This window comes from Actinacidiphila sp. bgisy145, from assembly GCF_057708125.1.
Genome location: NZ_JBYIRL010000001.1, coordinates 43,220 through 56,563, shown reverse-complemented (window position 1 = coordinate 56,563; position 13,344 = coordinate 43,220). Strand labels below are relative to the sequence as shown.

The 13,344-nt window shown below is 73.6% G+C and carries 11 protein-coding genes; 4 read left to right on the top strand and 7 right to left on the bottom strand.

Annotated features, from left to right (window positions below):
* Window positions 1-38 precede the first annotated feature (38 nt).
* From AC3ERT_RS00220 to AC3ERT_RS00205, 4 genes are all read right to left on the bottom strand, one after another.
* Complete coding sequence (locus tag AC3ERT_RS00220; RefSeq protein ID WP_435172063.1) at window positions 39-1,046, bottom strand: ABC transporter ATP-binding protein; 1,008 nt, start codon at window positions 1,044-1,046, stop codon at window positions 39-41.
* Between the two features lie 97 nt (window positions 1,047-1,143).
* The gene (locus AC3ERT_RS00215) at window positions 1,144-2,265 is read right to left on the bottom strand and encodes a DUF5954 family protein (protein ID WP_435172061.1); all 1,122 of its coding nucleotides are present in this window, start codon (window positions 2,263-2,265) and stop codon (window positions 1,144-1,146) included.
* Window positions 2,266-2,412: 147 nt separating this feature from the next.
* A complete protein-coding gene (locus AC3ERT_RS00210; protein ID WP_435172059.1) occupies window positions 2,413-3,249 on the bottom strand; it encodes a hypothetical protein in 837 nt (278 codons plus the stop codon).
* 214 nt (window positions 3,250-3,463) lie between these two features.
* A complete protein-coding gene (locus AC3ERT_RS00205) occupies window positions 3,464-4,636 on the bottom strand; it encodes an ROK family protein (protein WP_335976170.1) in 1,173 nt (390 codons plus the stop codon).
* A 203-nt stretch (window positions 4,637-4,839) separates the two neighbouring features.
* Between AC3ERT_RS00205 and AC3ERT_RS00200 the strand changes: the two genes are divergently transcribed.
* From AC3ERT_RS00200 to AC3ERT_RS00185, 4 genes are all read left to right on the top strand, one after another.
* Window positions 4,840-6,021 (top strand): Gfo/Idh/MocA family protein, encoded by a 1,182-nt coding sequence (locus AC3ERT_RS00200; RefSeq protein WP_435128032.1) that lies wholly within the window; start codon window positions 4,840-4,842, stop codon window positions 6,019-6,021.
* Complete coding sequence (locus AC3ERT_RS00195; RefSeq protein ID WP_335976165.1) at window positions 6,021-6,941, top strand: sugar phosphate isomerase/epimerase family protein; 921 nt, start codon at window positions 6,021-6,023, stop codon at window positions 6,939-6,941. Before AC3ERT_RS00200 ends, AC3ERT_RS00195 begins: the two co-directional genes overlap by 1 nt.
* A gap of 130 nt (window positions 6,942-7,071) precedes the next feature.
* Window positions 7,072-7,821 (top strand): sugar phosphate isomerase/epimerase family protein, encoded by a 750-nt coding sequence (locus AC3ERT_RS00190; protein ID WP_435128035.1) that lies wholly within the window; start codon window positions 7,072-7,074, stop codon window positions 7,819-7,821.
* The gene (locus AC3ERT_RS00185) at window positions 7,818-8,942 is read left to right on the top strand and encodes a Gfo/Idh/MocA family protein (protein ID WP_435172058.1); all 1,125 of its coding nucleotides are present in this window, start codon (window positions 7,818-7,820) and stop codon (window positions 8,940-8,942) included. Before AC3ERT_RS00190 ends, AC3ERT_RS00185 begins: the two co-directional genes overlap by 4 nt.
* 102 nt (window positions 8,943-9,044) lie before the next feature.
* Here AC3ERT_RS00185 and AC3ERT_RS00180 read toward each other — a convergent pair whose 3' ends face one another.
* The 3 genes from AC3ERT_RS00180 to AC3ERT_RS00170 all read right to left on the bottom strand — a co-directional run bounded on the left by AC3ERT_RS00180 (window position 9,045) and on the right by AC3ERT_RS00170 (window position 13,145).
* Entirely contained in the window at window positions 9,045-9,881 is an 837-nt protein-coding gene (locus tag AC3ERT_RS00180; protein WP_435172056.1) for an undecaprenyl-diphosphate phosphatase, read from the bottom strand.
* Between the two features lie 325 nt (window positions 9,882-10,206).
* Window positions 10,207-11,547 (bottom strand): chitinase, encoded by a 1,341-nt coding sequence (locus AC3ERT_RS00175; protein ID WP_435172055.1) that lies wholly within the window; start codon window positions 11,545-11,547, stop codon window positions 10,207-10,209.
* A 224-nt stretch (window positions 11,548-11,771) separates the two neighbouring features.
* Window positions 11,772-13,145, bottom strand: coding sequence for a S53 family peptidase (locus tag AC3ERT_RS00170; protein WP_435172053.1), 1,374 nt, complete (start codon window positions 13,143-13,145; stop codon window positions 11,772-11,774).
* Window positions 13,146-13,344: the final 199 nt, after the last annotated feature.

Here is a 13,344-nt window from a genome sequence, read left to right as displayed (position 1 = left end):
GGGCGGGTGCCGTGGGGCGGGGCGGTGGGCGCCGGCGGTCACTCCGGCTCGGGGCCGGTGCCGCCTGCCGCGGCCTGCCGTGCCTTCGCGCGGCGCGCCGCGTCGTCGGGCCAGACCCCGACGTGGTCGGTCTCCAGGGCGAGCCGCACCCGCCTGCGCAGGTGCAGCCGCTCGGTGAACTCGCGCGGGATCTGGAGCCGCCCGTTGCGGTCCAGCACCGCGTACTCCTCGGAGGTGAGCGCCTGCAGGCCGTCCGCGCCGGTGGCCACCCGCCGCAGCACCTCGGTGGACGTACGGCCGTCGCGTATCCGCACGGTGCGCTGGACCTGCTCGGAGACGAGCGCGTCGTGGGTGACCACGACGACGGTGACGCCCAGTTCCTCGTTGGCCCGGCGCAGCGCGGCGAAGATGTCGTCGCTGGTGGCGGTGTCGAGTTCGCCGGTGGGCTCGTCGGCCAGCAGCACCCGCGGCTCGTTGGCGTTCGCGACGGCGATGGCGACCCGCTGCTGCTCGCCGCCGGACATCGCGTCGGGGGTGCGGTCCGCCACGTGGCCGACGCCCAGCAGGCCGAGCAGTTCCTCGGCGCGGGCCCGGCGCCCGGCGCGCTTCGCCCCGACGTAGCTCATCGGCAGCATCACGTTCTCGGCGGCCGTCAGGTACGGCAGCAGGTTGCGGCCGGTCTGCTGCCACACGAAGCCGACGGTGGAGCGCCGGTACGCCAGCCGGGCGCGGCGCTTCATCGCCAGCAGGTCGTGCCCGGCGACCTCGGCGGAGCCCGCGGTGGGCACGTCCTGGCCGGAGAGGATGCCCAGCAGGGTGGACTTCCCGGAGCCGGAGGCGCCGATCACCGCGACCATCTCGCCTTCGGCCACGGCCAGGTCGAGCCCTTGCAGCGCCTGCACCTCGACGCCCTCGGTGCGGTAGATCCGCACCAGGTTCTCGCAGACGACGAGGCCGTCCTCGCGCTCGGGGACGGCCGCCGCGGCGGCGCGCCGCGTCAGCTCCGCCAGGTCCGGCGCACCGGCCGCCGGTTCGTGTGCCGCCATGCCGCGCCCCCGGGGTGTTGTGCGGATCGACGGCGCCAGCGTAGTGCGTGCCGGGCGGGGTGCGTGGCGGGCCGACGTGCCGGGCGGGGTGCGCCGGTCAGCGGCGGTCGCGGAGGTGGTCGCGGCGGCGCCGTTCTTCGTCGAGCAGGGCCATGAACTTGCGGGTGCCCTCCTCGGCTTCGCCGTCCTCCTCGTCCTGGACCGCGGCCTGCTCGCGCAGTTGGCGGTCGTGGACCATGGCCGGCGGCACCGGGTCGGCGTCCGAGGGGCGCGGGCCCTCCGGGCCGTCCGGGCCGGTGCGCAGCAGCCGTTCGACCCGGATGATCCGGAAGTGCCGCCCGGCGACGTCGAGTTCGTCGACCTGCTCGGTGTCGAGGTGGTCGGCGGCGCGCTTGTGGAGTTCGTGCTCCTCGTCGGTGAGTTCGCGCTGCCAGGGCACCATCACCCGCAGCTGCATGGCCAGTCCGTCGCGCGCGTCGCGCGGGGTGGCGGCGGTGCCGGTGGACTGCGGCCGCCAGCGGCCCCCTTCCCGCTCGGCGGCCATGAACGTCGCCGGCAGCAGGACACCGCCCGGGTGGGTGTGCGCGGCGGCGCGGGAGTCCTCCCGTACGTCGCGCGGCACGCTGCCGTTCTTCCGCAGGGCGGTGAGGAGTTCGGCGCGCAGCACGCCCGGGGACGGTGCCGCCGCGCCGCCGGGGGCGGCGACGACCAGGTCCGAGGCGGGGTCGAGCGGCGGCTGCGCGGGGTCCGTACGGTCGGGGTCGGTGGCGCGCGGCGGTTCGGGGCCGTCCGGGCCCATCCGGATGAAGCGCTCGGCGCGGACCACGCGGTAGCGGGCACCGGCCACGGTCAGCTCGTCGAGCCGTTCCCAGTCGAGCCGTTCGGCCGCCGCGGTGTACTGCGCGCGGCCGGTCTCGTCGCCGTCGGCGGCGCAGCGGTCGGCGCGGGTCCGGAAATACGCGCCCAGCGCGTCGCGGGCGTCCTGCGGGGCGAGCCCGGCGAAACCCGGGTGCAACTTCCAGCCACCTTCGGCCCGTTCGCGGGCGATGCCGAAGACCGGGCCGCCGGCGAAGAGGGTCGACGGGTACGCCTTGCGCGCCTTCCAGGTCTCCACGTCCGCGGGCGCGGCCGGCCCCGCCGCGACCGGCGACGATGGCGCGGTCGACCGCGGCCACTCCCGGCCGGCCACTTCCTCCTGAGCGTCACCGTTCGCCTTCATGCCCTTAGCATGCCCGCCCGGCCGCCCCCAGTCCCCCGGTTCGGCCAAAACCGCACCCCCGCCCGGCACCGGCGCCCGCCCGTCCCACCGGCCAATGGCCCCTCACCGCAGGCGTGTTCCCCACCATTGGCGGCGATTCACGCCGTTTCAGCCGGCCTTGGCCAGCTTGGCCACCTGGGCGTTCACCACGGCGTCGGGGATCTCCGGACGGCCGCCGGGGAAGCCCAGCGCGGACAGGACCACGATGGTGGCGCCGACGCGGACGACCAGGAAGCGGAAGGGCACGTCGACGGCGTCGTCGTCCCCGCCGTCGTTCCCGCCGTCGTTCCCGCCCGACACGACCTGGGTGATGGTGTACTCCACGGCGTCGTCACCGACGGAGGGCGCGGCGGCCGGCACGGGACGGGTGTACCGCTCCCCCTGACCGCCGGGAAAGGAGTCACAGGTTTTGAGCGACGCGCGCAGGTCCGTCATCACCCCGGCGGCGTCCGCCGGTTGGTAGGCGAGGAGCGTGTCCCCCACCACCGAGTCGTCCTCGCCGTCCTTGACGTCCCGCGTGACGCTCTGCTCGAACAGGGCGTGGTGCTGGTGGCCGGGGCTCACCGGCCCCATGGCGATCCCCGCCAGCGCCGTGCACACGGCTGGTGACACCTTGGGCAGTCGGGCCACGTCCGTGATCGCGACCTTGATCGAGACCCCGTCGGGGCCGTGGCCGAACTGCGTGCCCGTGGACCATCCCGGCAGGTCCGGCTTGCCCACGGCCGCCTGTTCCAGCTGGCGTTGGTCGAGCATCCGCGCCGCCCGAGGCGTGCCGCTCGCCGCCGCCCCGGCGGTCGATGCCGCACCCGAGGGCGCGTGCGTACCCCCGCCCTTGCCGCCACCGCCGCCCCCGCAGGCCGTCGCCGCGGCCACCACCAGGACCGCGAGGCAGAGCGGGCCCGCCAGCGGCCGTCGCGCCGTCCGCACCCGAGCTGCGTCGCCCATGTGTGGTCCCCCCTGCTGTGTCCGGCCGAACCCCGCGGCCGTTCGGAGCCACCGGGGCGCGGAGCGCGGTCCCCGTATCCGCGGCCCGCCGCGCCGACTGCCTGCGGCAACGTACCGGGCTCCCTTCGTACGGGGCAATTCCGTTGCCCATGGGGCGCCGCGCGCCCGGGCCGCCGCCCGCGCACGTGCGGACCGAGCGCCGGCCGTTCGGCGTTCAGGCGCCGAGGAAGCGGGCGATGCCCTCCGGGGAGAGGAGGTGCTGGACGGCGAGGCGGCGGGCGCCCTCGATGCCCGCGCGGCGGCCGAGCACGGTGCTCTCGATCGCGACCGTGCGGGTGGCCAGCGGCAGCGCGCGGCCGTAGACGGCGGCGCGGATGTCGGCGAGCAGGTCGTCGTGGAGGGAGGCGAGCGAGCCGCCGAGCACGATGGTGTCGGGGTTGTAGAAGCTGACGAGGGAGGCGAGGACGTCGCCGAGGCGCTGCGCGGCCAGCCGGACCTGGCGGCGGGCCAGCGGGTCGCCCTCGGCGACCAGGCGCACCACGTCGGCGGCGTGTTCGGCCGGCAGCCCGGCCTCGCGCAGCCGCGCGGCGACGGCGGCGCCGGACGCGACGGCCTCCACGCACCCGGTGTTGCCGCAGTGGCAGAGCACGTCGTCGTGGCCGGGTACGGCGATGTGCCCGATGTCGCCGGCCGCGCCGCTGGCCCCGCGGTGCACCACGCCGCCGGAGACGATGCCGCAGCCGATCCCGGTGCCGACCTTGACGTAGAGCAGGTGGGCGGTGGCGGGCCGGTGGCCGTACTCGCCGAGGGCCATCATGTTGACGTCGTTGTCCACCAGTACCGGTGCCGCGCGGCGCCCGGCGAAGAACCCGGGCACCCGGTAGCCGTCCCAGCCGCGCATGATCGGCGGGCGCACCACGGTGCCGGTGCTGGCCTCGACCGGTCCGGGCACGCCGACGCTGATCGCGCGGACGTGCCCGGCCGGGTGCCCGGCAGCGGCCAGCATCCGGTCGATCTGGGCGTCCAGCGCGGTCAGTACGGCCTCGGGCCCGTCGTTGATGTCGAGGTCCTCGGTGGTCTCGGCGAGGACGGCGCCGCCGAGTTCAGAGATCGCGACGGTGCCGTGGGTGGCGCCGAGGTCCACTGCGCACACCACGGCGCTGTGCGAGGCGAGGTGCAGGGCCAGCGGCGGGCGGCCGCGCTCGGTGGCCACGGTGCCGGTCTCGACCAGCAGGCCGCGCTCGATGAGCAGGTCCACCCGCTGGGCGACGGCCGCGCGGGACAGGCCGGTGGCGGTGACGAGTTGGCTGCGGCGGGTGGCGCCGCCGGCCACGAGCCCGGCGAGTTCGCTGAGCGAGGTGAGCTGCCGGTCGGTTGCTGCCGTCACGTCGTCGCCCGTCCCTCGTCCGCTCGGCCCTCGGCCCGCTGATCTGTCGGCCCGTTGGCCCTGCCCTGTTCCCCGTCGCCGCGCCACCGCTCCCTGGGCGGCCGTCGACCCCGATTTATGACAGAAGTTAGCGTAATTTTTGCCATTGTCAACCGAAACCCTGGTGGCTAGCGTTCTGGTCGAACCGAAAGAGAGGGAAGTCTGTGTCACTCTCGGGGCCCGACGACACGAACCCACCGGGCACACCCAGCAGCCCCGGCACCCCCGGCGCCACCGGCGGCACCGCGCTGCGTACGGCGATCGCCGGCACCGGCATGATCGGCCGGGTCCACCTGGACGCCGTGCGGCGCAGCGGCGCCCCGGTCGTCGGGGTGAGCGCCTCCACCCCGGCCCGGGCGAAGGAGGCCGCCGCCGCGCTCGGCGTGGACCGGGCCTTCGACTCCTCCGAGGAGCTGGTGACGAGCGACGACGTGGACGTGGTGCACATCTGCACCCCGAACGACGCGCACGCGCGCCTGGCGGAACTCGCGCTGCGCGCGGGCAAGCACGTGGTCTGCGAGAAGCCGCTGACCACCTCCTCGGCCACCGCCGGCGCCCTGGCCGAACTGGCCGCGCGCAGCGGCAAGGTGGCCGCGGTCCCGTTCGTCTACCGCTACCACCCGATGGCCGCCGAGGCCCGCGCCCGGGTGCGGGACGGCCGGGCCGGCGACGTACGCCTGGTGCACGGCCACTACCTCCAGGACTGGCTGCTGCTGCCGGAGGACACCAACTGGCGGGTGGACGCGGCCGCCGGCGGGCCCTCCCGGGCGTTCGCCGACATCGGCTCGCACTGGTGCGACCTGGTGGAGTGGGTGACCGGGCACCGGATCGCCGAGCTGACCGCGCTCACCCAGACCGTGCCGCGCACCGGCGGCACCCCCGCCACCGAGGACGTCGTGCAGCTGCTCTTCCGCACCGACCTCGGTGCGAGCGGGAGCGTGACGGTCTCGCAGATCTCCCCCGGTCGCAAGAACCGGCTGTGGTTCGAGGTCGACGGCACCCGCACCTCGCTCGCCTTCGACCAGGAGGCGCCCGAGTCGCTCTTCGTCGGCAGCCGCGGTGAGAACGCCGCGGTGCTGCGCGACCCGGCCACCCTGTCCCCCGAGGCGGCCCGGCTGTCGGTGGTGCCCGGCGGGCACCCGATGGGCTACCTCGACTGCTTCGCCGCCTTCGTCCGCGACGTGCACGCCGCCGCCCGCGCGGCCGACGCGTCCGGCACCGCCGACCCCGCCCCCGGCGCTCCCGCCACTCCCTTCGCCACCTTCGCCGACGCCGCCCGCATGGTGCGCCTGACCGAGGCCGTCCTCGGCTCGGCGGAGGACCGGACCTGGAAAGAGGTCTCCTGATGAAGCTGGGCTTCCTCACCGCCTGCCTTCCGCAGCTGCCGCTCGCCGAGATCGCCGGCTGGGCCGCCGCCCACGACTACGACGCGCTGGAGGTCGCCACCTGGCCGTCCACCGGGTCGCGCGACTTCGAGGCGAGCCACATCGACGTGGTGGACTTCGGCAAGGCGGAGGCGGAAAAGGTCCGCACCCTCTTCGACCAGCACCGGCTCACCTTGTCGGCGCTGGCGTACTACGAGAACAATCTGCACCCCGACCGTGAGCGCCGCGCCGAGATCGCCGCCCACGTCCGGGCCAACGTGGACGCGGCCGCGCTGCTCGGCGTGGACTACGTCGGGACCTTCATCGGCCGCCACCCGGGCCTGTCGGTGAAGGAGAACCTCGCCCAGGCCGAGCGCGAGCTGCCGGCGCTGGTGGAGTACGCCGGCGAGCGCGGCGTGAAGATCATCATCGAGAACTGCGTGATGGAGGGGTGGCACCCCGACGGCTACCCGGGCAACCTCGCCTACTCCCCCGAGTTGTGGGAGTGGATGTTCGACCTCGGCTTCTACCTCAACTACGACCCCTCGCACCTGCTGTGGCTGGGCATCGACCCGGTGACGGCCCTCAAGCCGTACCTGGACCGCATCCCGCACGCGCAGGCCAAGGACGCGCAGCTCGACCCGCGGGCCCGGGACCGCTACGGGTTCTTCGGCCGCACCGTGGAGCGCACCGACGGCTGGGACAGCGGCTGGTGGCGCTACCGGGTCCCGGGCCTGGGCGACGTGGACTGGCGCCGGCTGGTGGACACCTTCTACGAGGGCGGCTTCACCGGGGTGCTTTCCGTCGAGCACGAGGACCCGGTGTGGAGCGGCGACGTGGAGCGCGTCACGGGCGGTCTGGAGATCGCCCACCGCACGCTGCGCCCGCTGATCGTCGGATGACCGCCGCGCGAGCCGCACAGGCCGCACGAGCCGCACGATCCCCACGCGCCGCCCGCACCACCGCACGTCCGCACCAGCACGCGCACCCGCACCCGCTTTCGCCGTCGTACTTCCAGGAGGCATCGCTTCGATGGCCAAACCCCTGAGCATCCAGCTCTACACCCTCCGCGACCAGATCGCCGCCGACCGCGACGGGACGCTGACCCGGCTCGCCGAGATCGGCTACCGCGCCGTGGAGGCGTTCGACCCGACCGCCGACCCGGCCGGCTTCCGCAAGCTCCTGGACGACCTGGGGGTCGGGGTCTCCAGCACCCACGCCTACGCGCTGTTCGACAAGGACGCCGGCGAGGTCTTCGAGGCGGTCGCCACCGTCGGCACCGACCTGGCGATCATCCCCGGCGGCATCGCCGAGGAGGAGTTCACCACCGCCGACGGGCTGCGCCGCACCGCCGACAAGCTCAACGGGTTCGCCGCCAAGGCCGCCGAGCACGGCATCCGGATCGGCTACCACAACCACTGGTGGGAGATCGAGCCGCGGTTCGAGGGCCGTACCGCGCTGGAGGTGCTCACCGACGAGCTGGCGCCCGAGGTGTTCCTGGAGGTCGACACCTACTGGGCGCAGGTCGGCGGCGCCGACGTGCCGGCGCTGCTGCGCACGCTGGGCGACCGGGTGCTGGCCCTGCACGTCAAGGACGGGCCGGGCGTCAAGGGCGAGCCGCACACCGCGGTCGGCAAGGGCGCGATCGACGTGCCGTCGATCCTGGCCGCGGCGCCGGACGCGCAGCGGATCGTGGAGCTGGACACCTGCGCCACCGACATCTTCCAGGCCGTCGCCGAGAGCCGCGCCTACCTGACGGCACTGGAGGAGGGGCTGTCATGACCACCGCTTCGGGTGCTTCGGGCTCCGGCCCGGTCGGCGTCGCGCTGATCGGCGCCGGCGTGATCAGCACGCAGTACCTCCAGGCGCTGTCCACCTTCCCCGACATACGGGTGCTGGCGGTGGCGGACCTCGACGTGGCGCGGGCCCGGGCGCAGGCCGACGCGTACGGCGTGCCGCACGCCGGCGACGTGGCGTCGGTGCTGGCGATCCCCGAGGTGGAGATCGTCGTCAACCTGACGATCCCGGCGGCGCACGCCGAGGTCGCCGCCGCCGCGCTGGCGGCGGGCAAGCACGTCTACGGCGAGAAGCCGCTGGCGCTGGCGCCCGTGGACGGCGCGAAGATCCTCACGCAGGCGCAGGAGCTGGGCCTGCGAGTGGGCAGCGCGCCCGACACCTTCCTGGGCGCGGGTCTGCAGTCGGCGGCGCGGGCGCTGGCGTCCGGGGTGATCGGCGAGCCGGTCAGCGCGGTCGCGGTGACGCAGGGTCCGGGGCCGGAGAGCTGGCACCCGAGCCCGGAGTTCCTCTTCCAGTACGGCGGCGGGCCGCTGTTCGACATCGGCCCGTACTACCTGACCGCGCTGGTGGCGCTGTTCGGGCCGGTGGAGCGGGTCGCGGCCAGCGCGCGGCAGGCGCGCGTGCAGCGGGTGGTGGGCTCCGGCCCCAAGGCCGGCACGGCGTTCGCGGTGGAGGTGCCCACGCACGTGCACGCGCTGCTGGACTTCGTCTCGGGCCCGAGCACCGCGGCCACCTTCAGCTTCGACTCCTCCGTGCCGCGCCGGATGATCGAGGTCACCGGCACCGAGGGCACACTGTCGCTGCCGGACCCGAACACGTTCGAGGGGCCGGTGCAGGTACGGTCGTTCGAGGACCAGGAGTGGCGCGGCCTGCCCGTGACGGGCACGACCGCCGGTCGCGGCATCGGCGTACTGGACATGGCGCGCGGCATCAGGACCGGTGCGCCGCACCGCGCGTCGGGTGAGCTGGCGCAGCACGTCCTGGAGCTGATGTCCACGGTGACGGACTCCGCGGAGCGGCACGGCTTCGTGGAGATCTCCTCCCGCGCCCCGGAAGTGGCCACGCTTCCGGAAGACTGGGACCCGGTGGCGGCGACGCTGACCTGACCGGCGCCGTCGCCACCGCCGACCCGGGGTCCGCCCCGGCGACCTGACCGGCCCACCCGTGGGGGATGGGCCGGTCAGGTCTTTTCGTCCGCCGGGTGCTGCTCAGGAGTTGACGGTGTCCGTCGCGAGCAGGCCGATGATGACCACGCCGATCACGATCCGGTAGACCACGAACGAGTTGAAGGAGTGCCGGGCGACGAACTTCAGCAGCCAGGCGATGGAGGCGTAGGCGACCACGAAGGAGACCAGGGTGCCGACGGCCAGCGCGGAGCCGCTGACGCCGCCGCTGGTGGCGTCCTTGAGTTCGTACAGGCCGGCACCGGTGAGCGCGGGCAGGCCGAGGAAGAACGACAGCCGGGTGGCGGCCATCCGGTCCAGGTCCCGGATGAGCGCGGTGGAGATGGTGGCGCCGGAGCGGGAGAACCCGGGGAAGAGCAGCGCGAGGATCTGCGAGCAGCCGACGATCATGGCGTCCTTGACGGTCACCTGGTCCTCGCCGCGTTTGAAGCGGGCCATCTGCTCGGCGGCCCACATCACGCCGCTGCCGACGATCAGGGAGACCGCCACCACCCACAGCGAGCCGAGCACGCCGTCGATGAGCGGTTTGGCGGCGAGTCCGACGATCACGATGGGGATCGTGGAGTAGATCACCCACCAGGTGAACTTGTAGTCGTGGTTGCCGCGCTCCTCGCGGTGCGCCAGGCCGCGCACCCAGGAGGTCACGAACCGCGCGATGTCCCGGTAGAAGTAGACGAAGACCGCGGCGATCGCCCCGACCTGGATCACGGCGGTGAAGCCGACCACGGCGTCGTCGTCGACGGGGATGTTCATCAGCCCCTCGACCAGCTTGAGGTGGCCGGTGGAGGAGACCGGCAGGAACTCGGTCAGCCCTTCCACGATGCCGAGAAGGGCGGCCTGGCCGAGGCCGATCGCGCTCATGGGTGGTTTCCGTCCCCTGGTCTTCTGGTCTGGTGGTGCTGCCGGAGCTGCCCGGAAGTGCGGACGGACCGGGCACGCCCGTGGCATGCCCGGCCCGCTCCGACCCGACTACATTCGCGTAGACGTCCGGTCAGACTCTAGAGGATCGGCGGCCGCCGTACGACTTCGGGGCGGCGCCGCCACGGAGTACCGTACCGGCGCCGCGCGCCACTTCGCCGCAGGTCACAGCGTGTTCACCGGCGCACCGACCGCTGTTCACCCGCCGGCCACCTCGCGCCTGCGGCCGGGCTGTCGGCCGTCCGTTCGAGGGGTCCGTACGAGGGCGTCAGCAGGCGCCCTCGTCCTCCCAGACGCCCCACTCGCCGGTGGTCCCGGGGGTCTCGTTGGTGGTCCACCACTTCGCCAGCCAGGTGTGGCCGCCGTAGGAGACCTTGTCGCCGCCGACGTACACCGCGCTCGCCGACCACGCGGCGGCGGTGCAGGTCCCGCCGGTGCCACCCCCGGTGCTGCCGCCCGTACCGCCGCCGGTGGTCCCGCCCGTGCCGCCGCCGGTGGTCCCGCCGGTGCCGCCGCCGTTGTCGCTGCTGCCGTTGAACGGCTCGAAGGTCCGGCTGAACTGCCAGGTGCTCTGCGAGATGCCGGAGCAGGAGTCCGAGGCGCCCTGGCCCGGGCAGCCGCCGTTGTCCCGCTGGAGCGCCCAGAACGACAGGGTGTTGATGCCCTTGCCGACCGCCCAGTTGTAGACGGTGGTGGCGTCGGCGGTGGTGAAGGTCTCCGCCGCCCCGTAGTCGTCGATGCCCGGCATCTCGGTGACGCCGATCATGCCCCACAGGTCCGCGTCGCTCTTCGACGGGTAGAGCTGCGCGAGTTCGTCGTGCAGGCCCTGCGAGGCGGTCTCGGTGTCGGTGGCCATCTCGTGGCTCGCGCCGTCGTAGTAGTCGAACGTCATCTGGTTCACGACGTCGAGCCGCACCCCGTCGGCGATCGCGTTCTGGAGGACCGACAGCCCGGAGCCGTCGCCGAGGGTGCCGGTGGTCAGGCCGTGGGTGGTGGTCGGCAGGGTGTAGGAGAACTGCACGGTGCGGCCGTTGCTCGCCGCCCAGTCCTGCACCAGCTTGACGGCCTTGTTGCGGCGGTCCAGCCCCGCGGCGTTGGTCAGCGAGTCCGCCTCGACGTCCAGGTCGATCCGGCTGACGTTGTAGGTGGTGATGACGCTCTCGTAGGCCGCGGCGATGGAGTTGACGTTGGTGCAGCTGTCGGCGATGTCGGTGCCGGTGCTGTCGGCCGCGTAGCCGCCGAAGGAGGGGATGACGTCGCCGCCGCCGGCCTGGATGGTGGCGATGTCGCTGCCGAAGTTCGCCTGGCTGACCGGCGTGGAGCTGTCGCCGTTCCAGTCCGGCGTGCAGGACCCGGCCGACGCGGTCTGGAGGAACGCCATCGTCAGGTACTTGTTGCCCGAGGCGCTGGCCAGCCCGGAGAGGCTGTCGCCGTTGTACGCCTCGAAGTAGGGGGCGAAGACGTGGCTCGGAAGTGCGGTGGCGGCGCTCGCCTTCGGGGCCGCGGCGTGCGCGCCGCCGGCGCCGGCCAGCGCCAGGCCGGCCGACGCGGTGACGGCGGCGGCGACGGCGATCAGGGCGCGGAGTGGTCTGCGAACGGGTCCGGTCATGGACCGCGCTCCCTTCGGTGGGGGGTACCAGCACAACGGGCCATGCTGGTCTGGACCAATGCTGGTCCATACTGTTCGATCTGGAGCCCCCAACTGTCAAGAGCCCTTACAGATAAACCGGTTGGCGGATGCACCGAAGGCGCGCGAAAGCGGCCGCCGCCGCGCCCGGTGTACGCGGGCGCGGCGGCGGCCGCTTTCAGGGCCGCGGGTTCAGGACCGCGAGGTCAGCGCCGCGGGCTCAGCAGCGCCAGCGCGGGCACGAACCGCGCCGCGTCCACGGTGCCGAGGCCGGTGGCCATGTCGTAGCCCTTGACCGCGGTGTAACCGGTGACGCCGTCGTAGGAGTTGTTCGTGCCGTCCTTGACGTCGACCACCCCGCCGAACTTCTCCGTCCCCTTGGCCAGCGCGTACAGCGCGGTGTGGATGTCGCCGACCCGGTGCCCGGCGACCTGGTCGGCGAGCGCCACGATGCCCGAGAAGAGCGGGCTGGCCTCGCTGGTGCCGCCGTAGACGTCCCAGCCGGTGGCCGACGGGTCGTAGCTGGAGTACACCCAGGCGCCACCGTCCACGGCCGCGGCCATCGAGATGTCGGGGGTGCCGCGCTGCGCGCCGACCACGTCGCGCACGCCGTTCTGGTACGCGGGCCGGGCGAAGACGTGCGACTGGCCGCCGCCGCCCGCCCCGTAGTCGTTGTACACGCTGTCCGGCGCGGTCCGTTCGCCCGCCTGGTCCAGGTGGAGCTGGGTGCCGCCGACGGAGGTGACCAGCGGGTCCGAGGAGGGCCAGGAGTTGACCCGGTAGGGGTAGTTGGAGGTGCCGTCCTCGGTGGCGTCGGTGGCACCGCCGTCACCGGAGGAGCCCAGCACCGTGACGCCGTTGCGGGCGGCGGCCTCGAAGGCATAGCGCAGCTTGCGGATGCTGGAGAAGTCGCCCTGGGCGAAGCCCGGGAAGGTGTTCTCGGTGGCGCCGAAGCTCTGCGTGATGACGTCGCCGACGCCCTGGTCGATCAGGGCCTTCTCACCGTCCATCATCTCCGGCAGGCCGGTCACGCCCTCGGTCTCGGCGACCCCCGTCTCCAGCAGCACGATGTGCGCCGCCGGTGCGATCGCGTGCGCCATCTCCACGTCGAGCGTGCTCTCGCCGGCCCACCCGGTGTGGTCGGGGTTGGTCGGGTCGAAGGGCGGCACATCGCCCCACTTGACCACCTGCACCTTGGTGCTGGGCATCCCGAACTGCTTGCTGTAGACGTCCAGGTCGTGCTGGATGGTCGGCGAGCCGAACGAGTCGACGATCACGATCGTGCGGCCCTTGCCCGTCACGCCCGCGCGGTAGAGCGGGTTGAGGTCGTACGCCTGCCGGTACTGCGTGGGGGTGTAGCAGTTGATGCCCCACTGGGCCTGGCACTGGGCGATGGTCAGCGGGCTGCCCGCGCCCTTGACCAGCTCGTGTCCGGCGACGGCGGGCACCGGTTTCACGGCGGGGGCGGCCGCCGCGGTGGCCGCGCCGGTGAGCGGGGCGGCGATCAGGGCGGCGGCGGTGAGGGCGGCGGCTCCTGCCGCGGCGACCACGGCGCGCGGCCGCGGGCGAGGTGTGCGCATGGACTCTCCTTGCGTGGCGGGCTCTCCTGGCGTGCGGGAACGGCCGGCCCGGGGCCGGTCGCGGGTGGTCACTCGGATAGATCATGCCCAGGGCACGGGAGTTCGCCGTGGGCCGTCCGTCGTTTTACCCGAACGGCCGATGATTTTACGATGCCATGACCATGTCATGACGCAAGCCGACGCGGCGTCATAACCGGTG

Bases quoted from the DNA above. Each gene is read 5' to 3' on its own strand.
- AC3ERT_RS00220 (WP_435172063.1), bottom strand. From the start codon at position 1,046: ATGGCGGCACACGAACCGGCGGCCGGTGCGCCGGACCTGGCGGAGCTG.
- AC3ERT_RS00215 (WP_435172061.1), bottom strand. From the start codon at position 2,265: ATGAAGGCGAACGGTGACGCTCAGGAGGAAGTGGCCGGCCGGGAGTGG.
- AC3ERT_RS00210 (WP_435172059.1), bottom strand. From the start codon at position 3,249: ATGGGCGACGCAGCTCGGGTGCGGACGGCGCGACGGCCGCTGGCGGGC.
- AC3ERT_RS00195 (WP_335976165.1), top strand. From the start codon at position 6,021: ATGAAGCTGGGCTTCCTCACCGCCTGCCTTCCGCAGCTGCCGCTCGCC.
- AC3ERT_RS00190 (WP_435128035.1), top strand. From the start codon at position 7,072: ATGGCCAAACCCCTGAGCATCCAGCTCTACACCCTCCGCGACCAGATC.
- AC3ERT_RS00185 (WP_435172058.1), top strand. From the start codon at position 7,818: ATGACCACCGCTTCGGGTGCTTCGGGCTCCGGCCCGGTCGGCGTCGCG.
- AC3ERT_RS00180 (WP_435172056.1), bottom strand. From the start codon at position 9,881: ATGAGCGCGATCGGCCTCGGCCAGGCCGCCCTTCTCGGCATCGTGGAA.
- AC3ERT_RS00175 (WP_435172055.1), bottom strand. From the start codon at position 11,547: ATGACCGGACCCGTTCGCAGACCACTCCGCGCCCTGATCGCCGTCGCC.
- AC3ERT_RS00170 (WP_435172053.1), bottom strand. From the start codon at position 13,145: ATGCGCACACCTCGCCCGCGGCCGCGCGCCGTGGTCGCCGCGGCAGGA.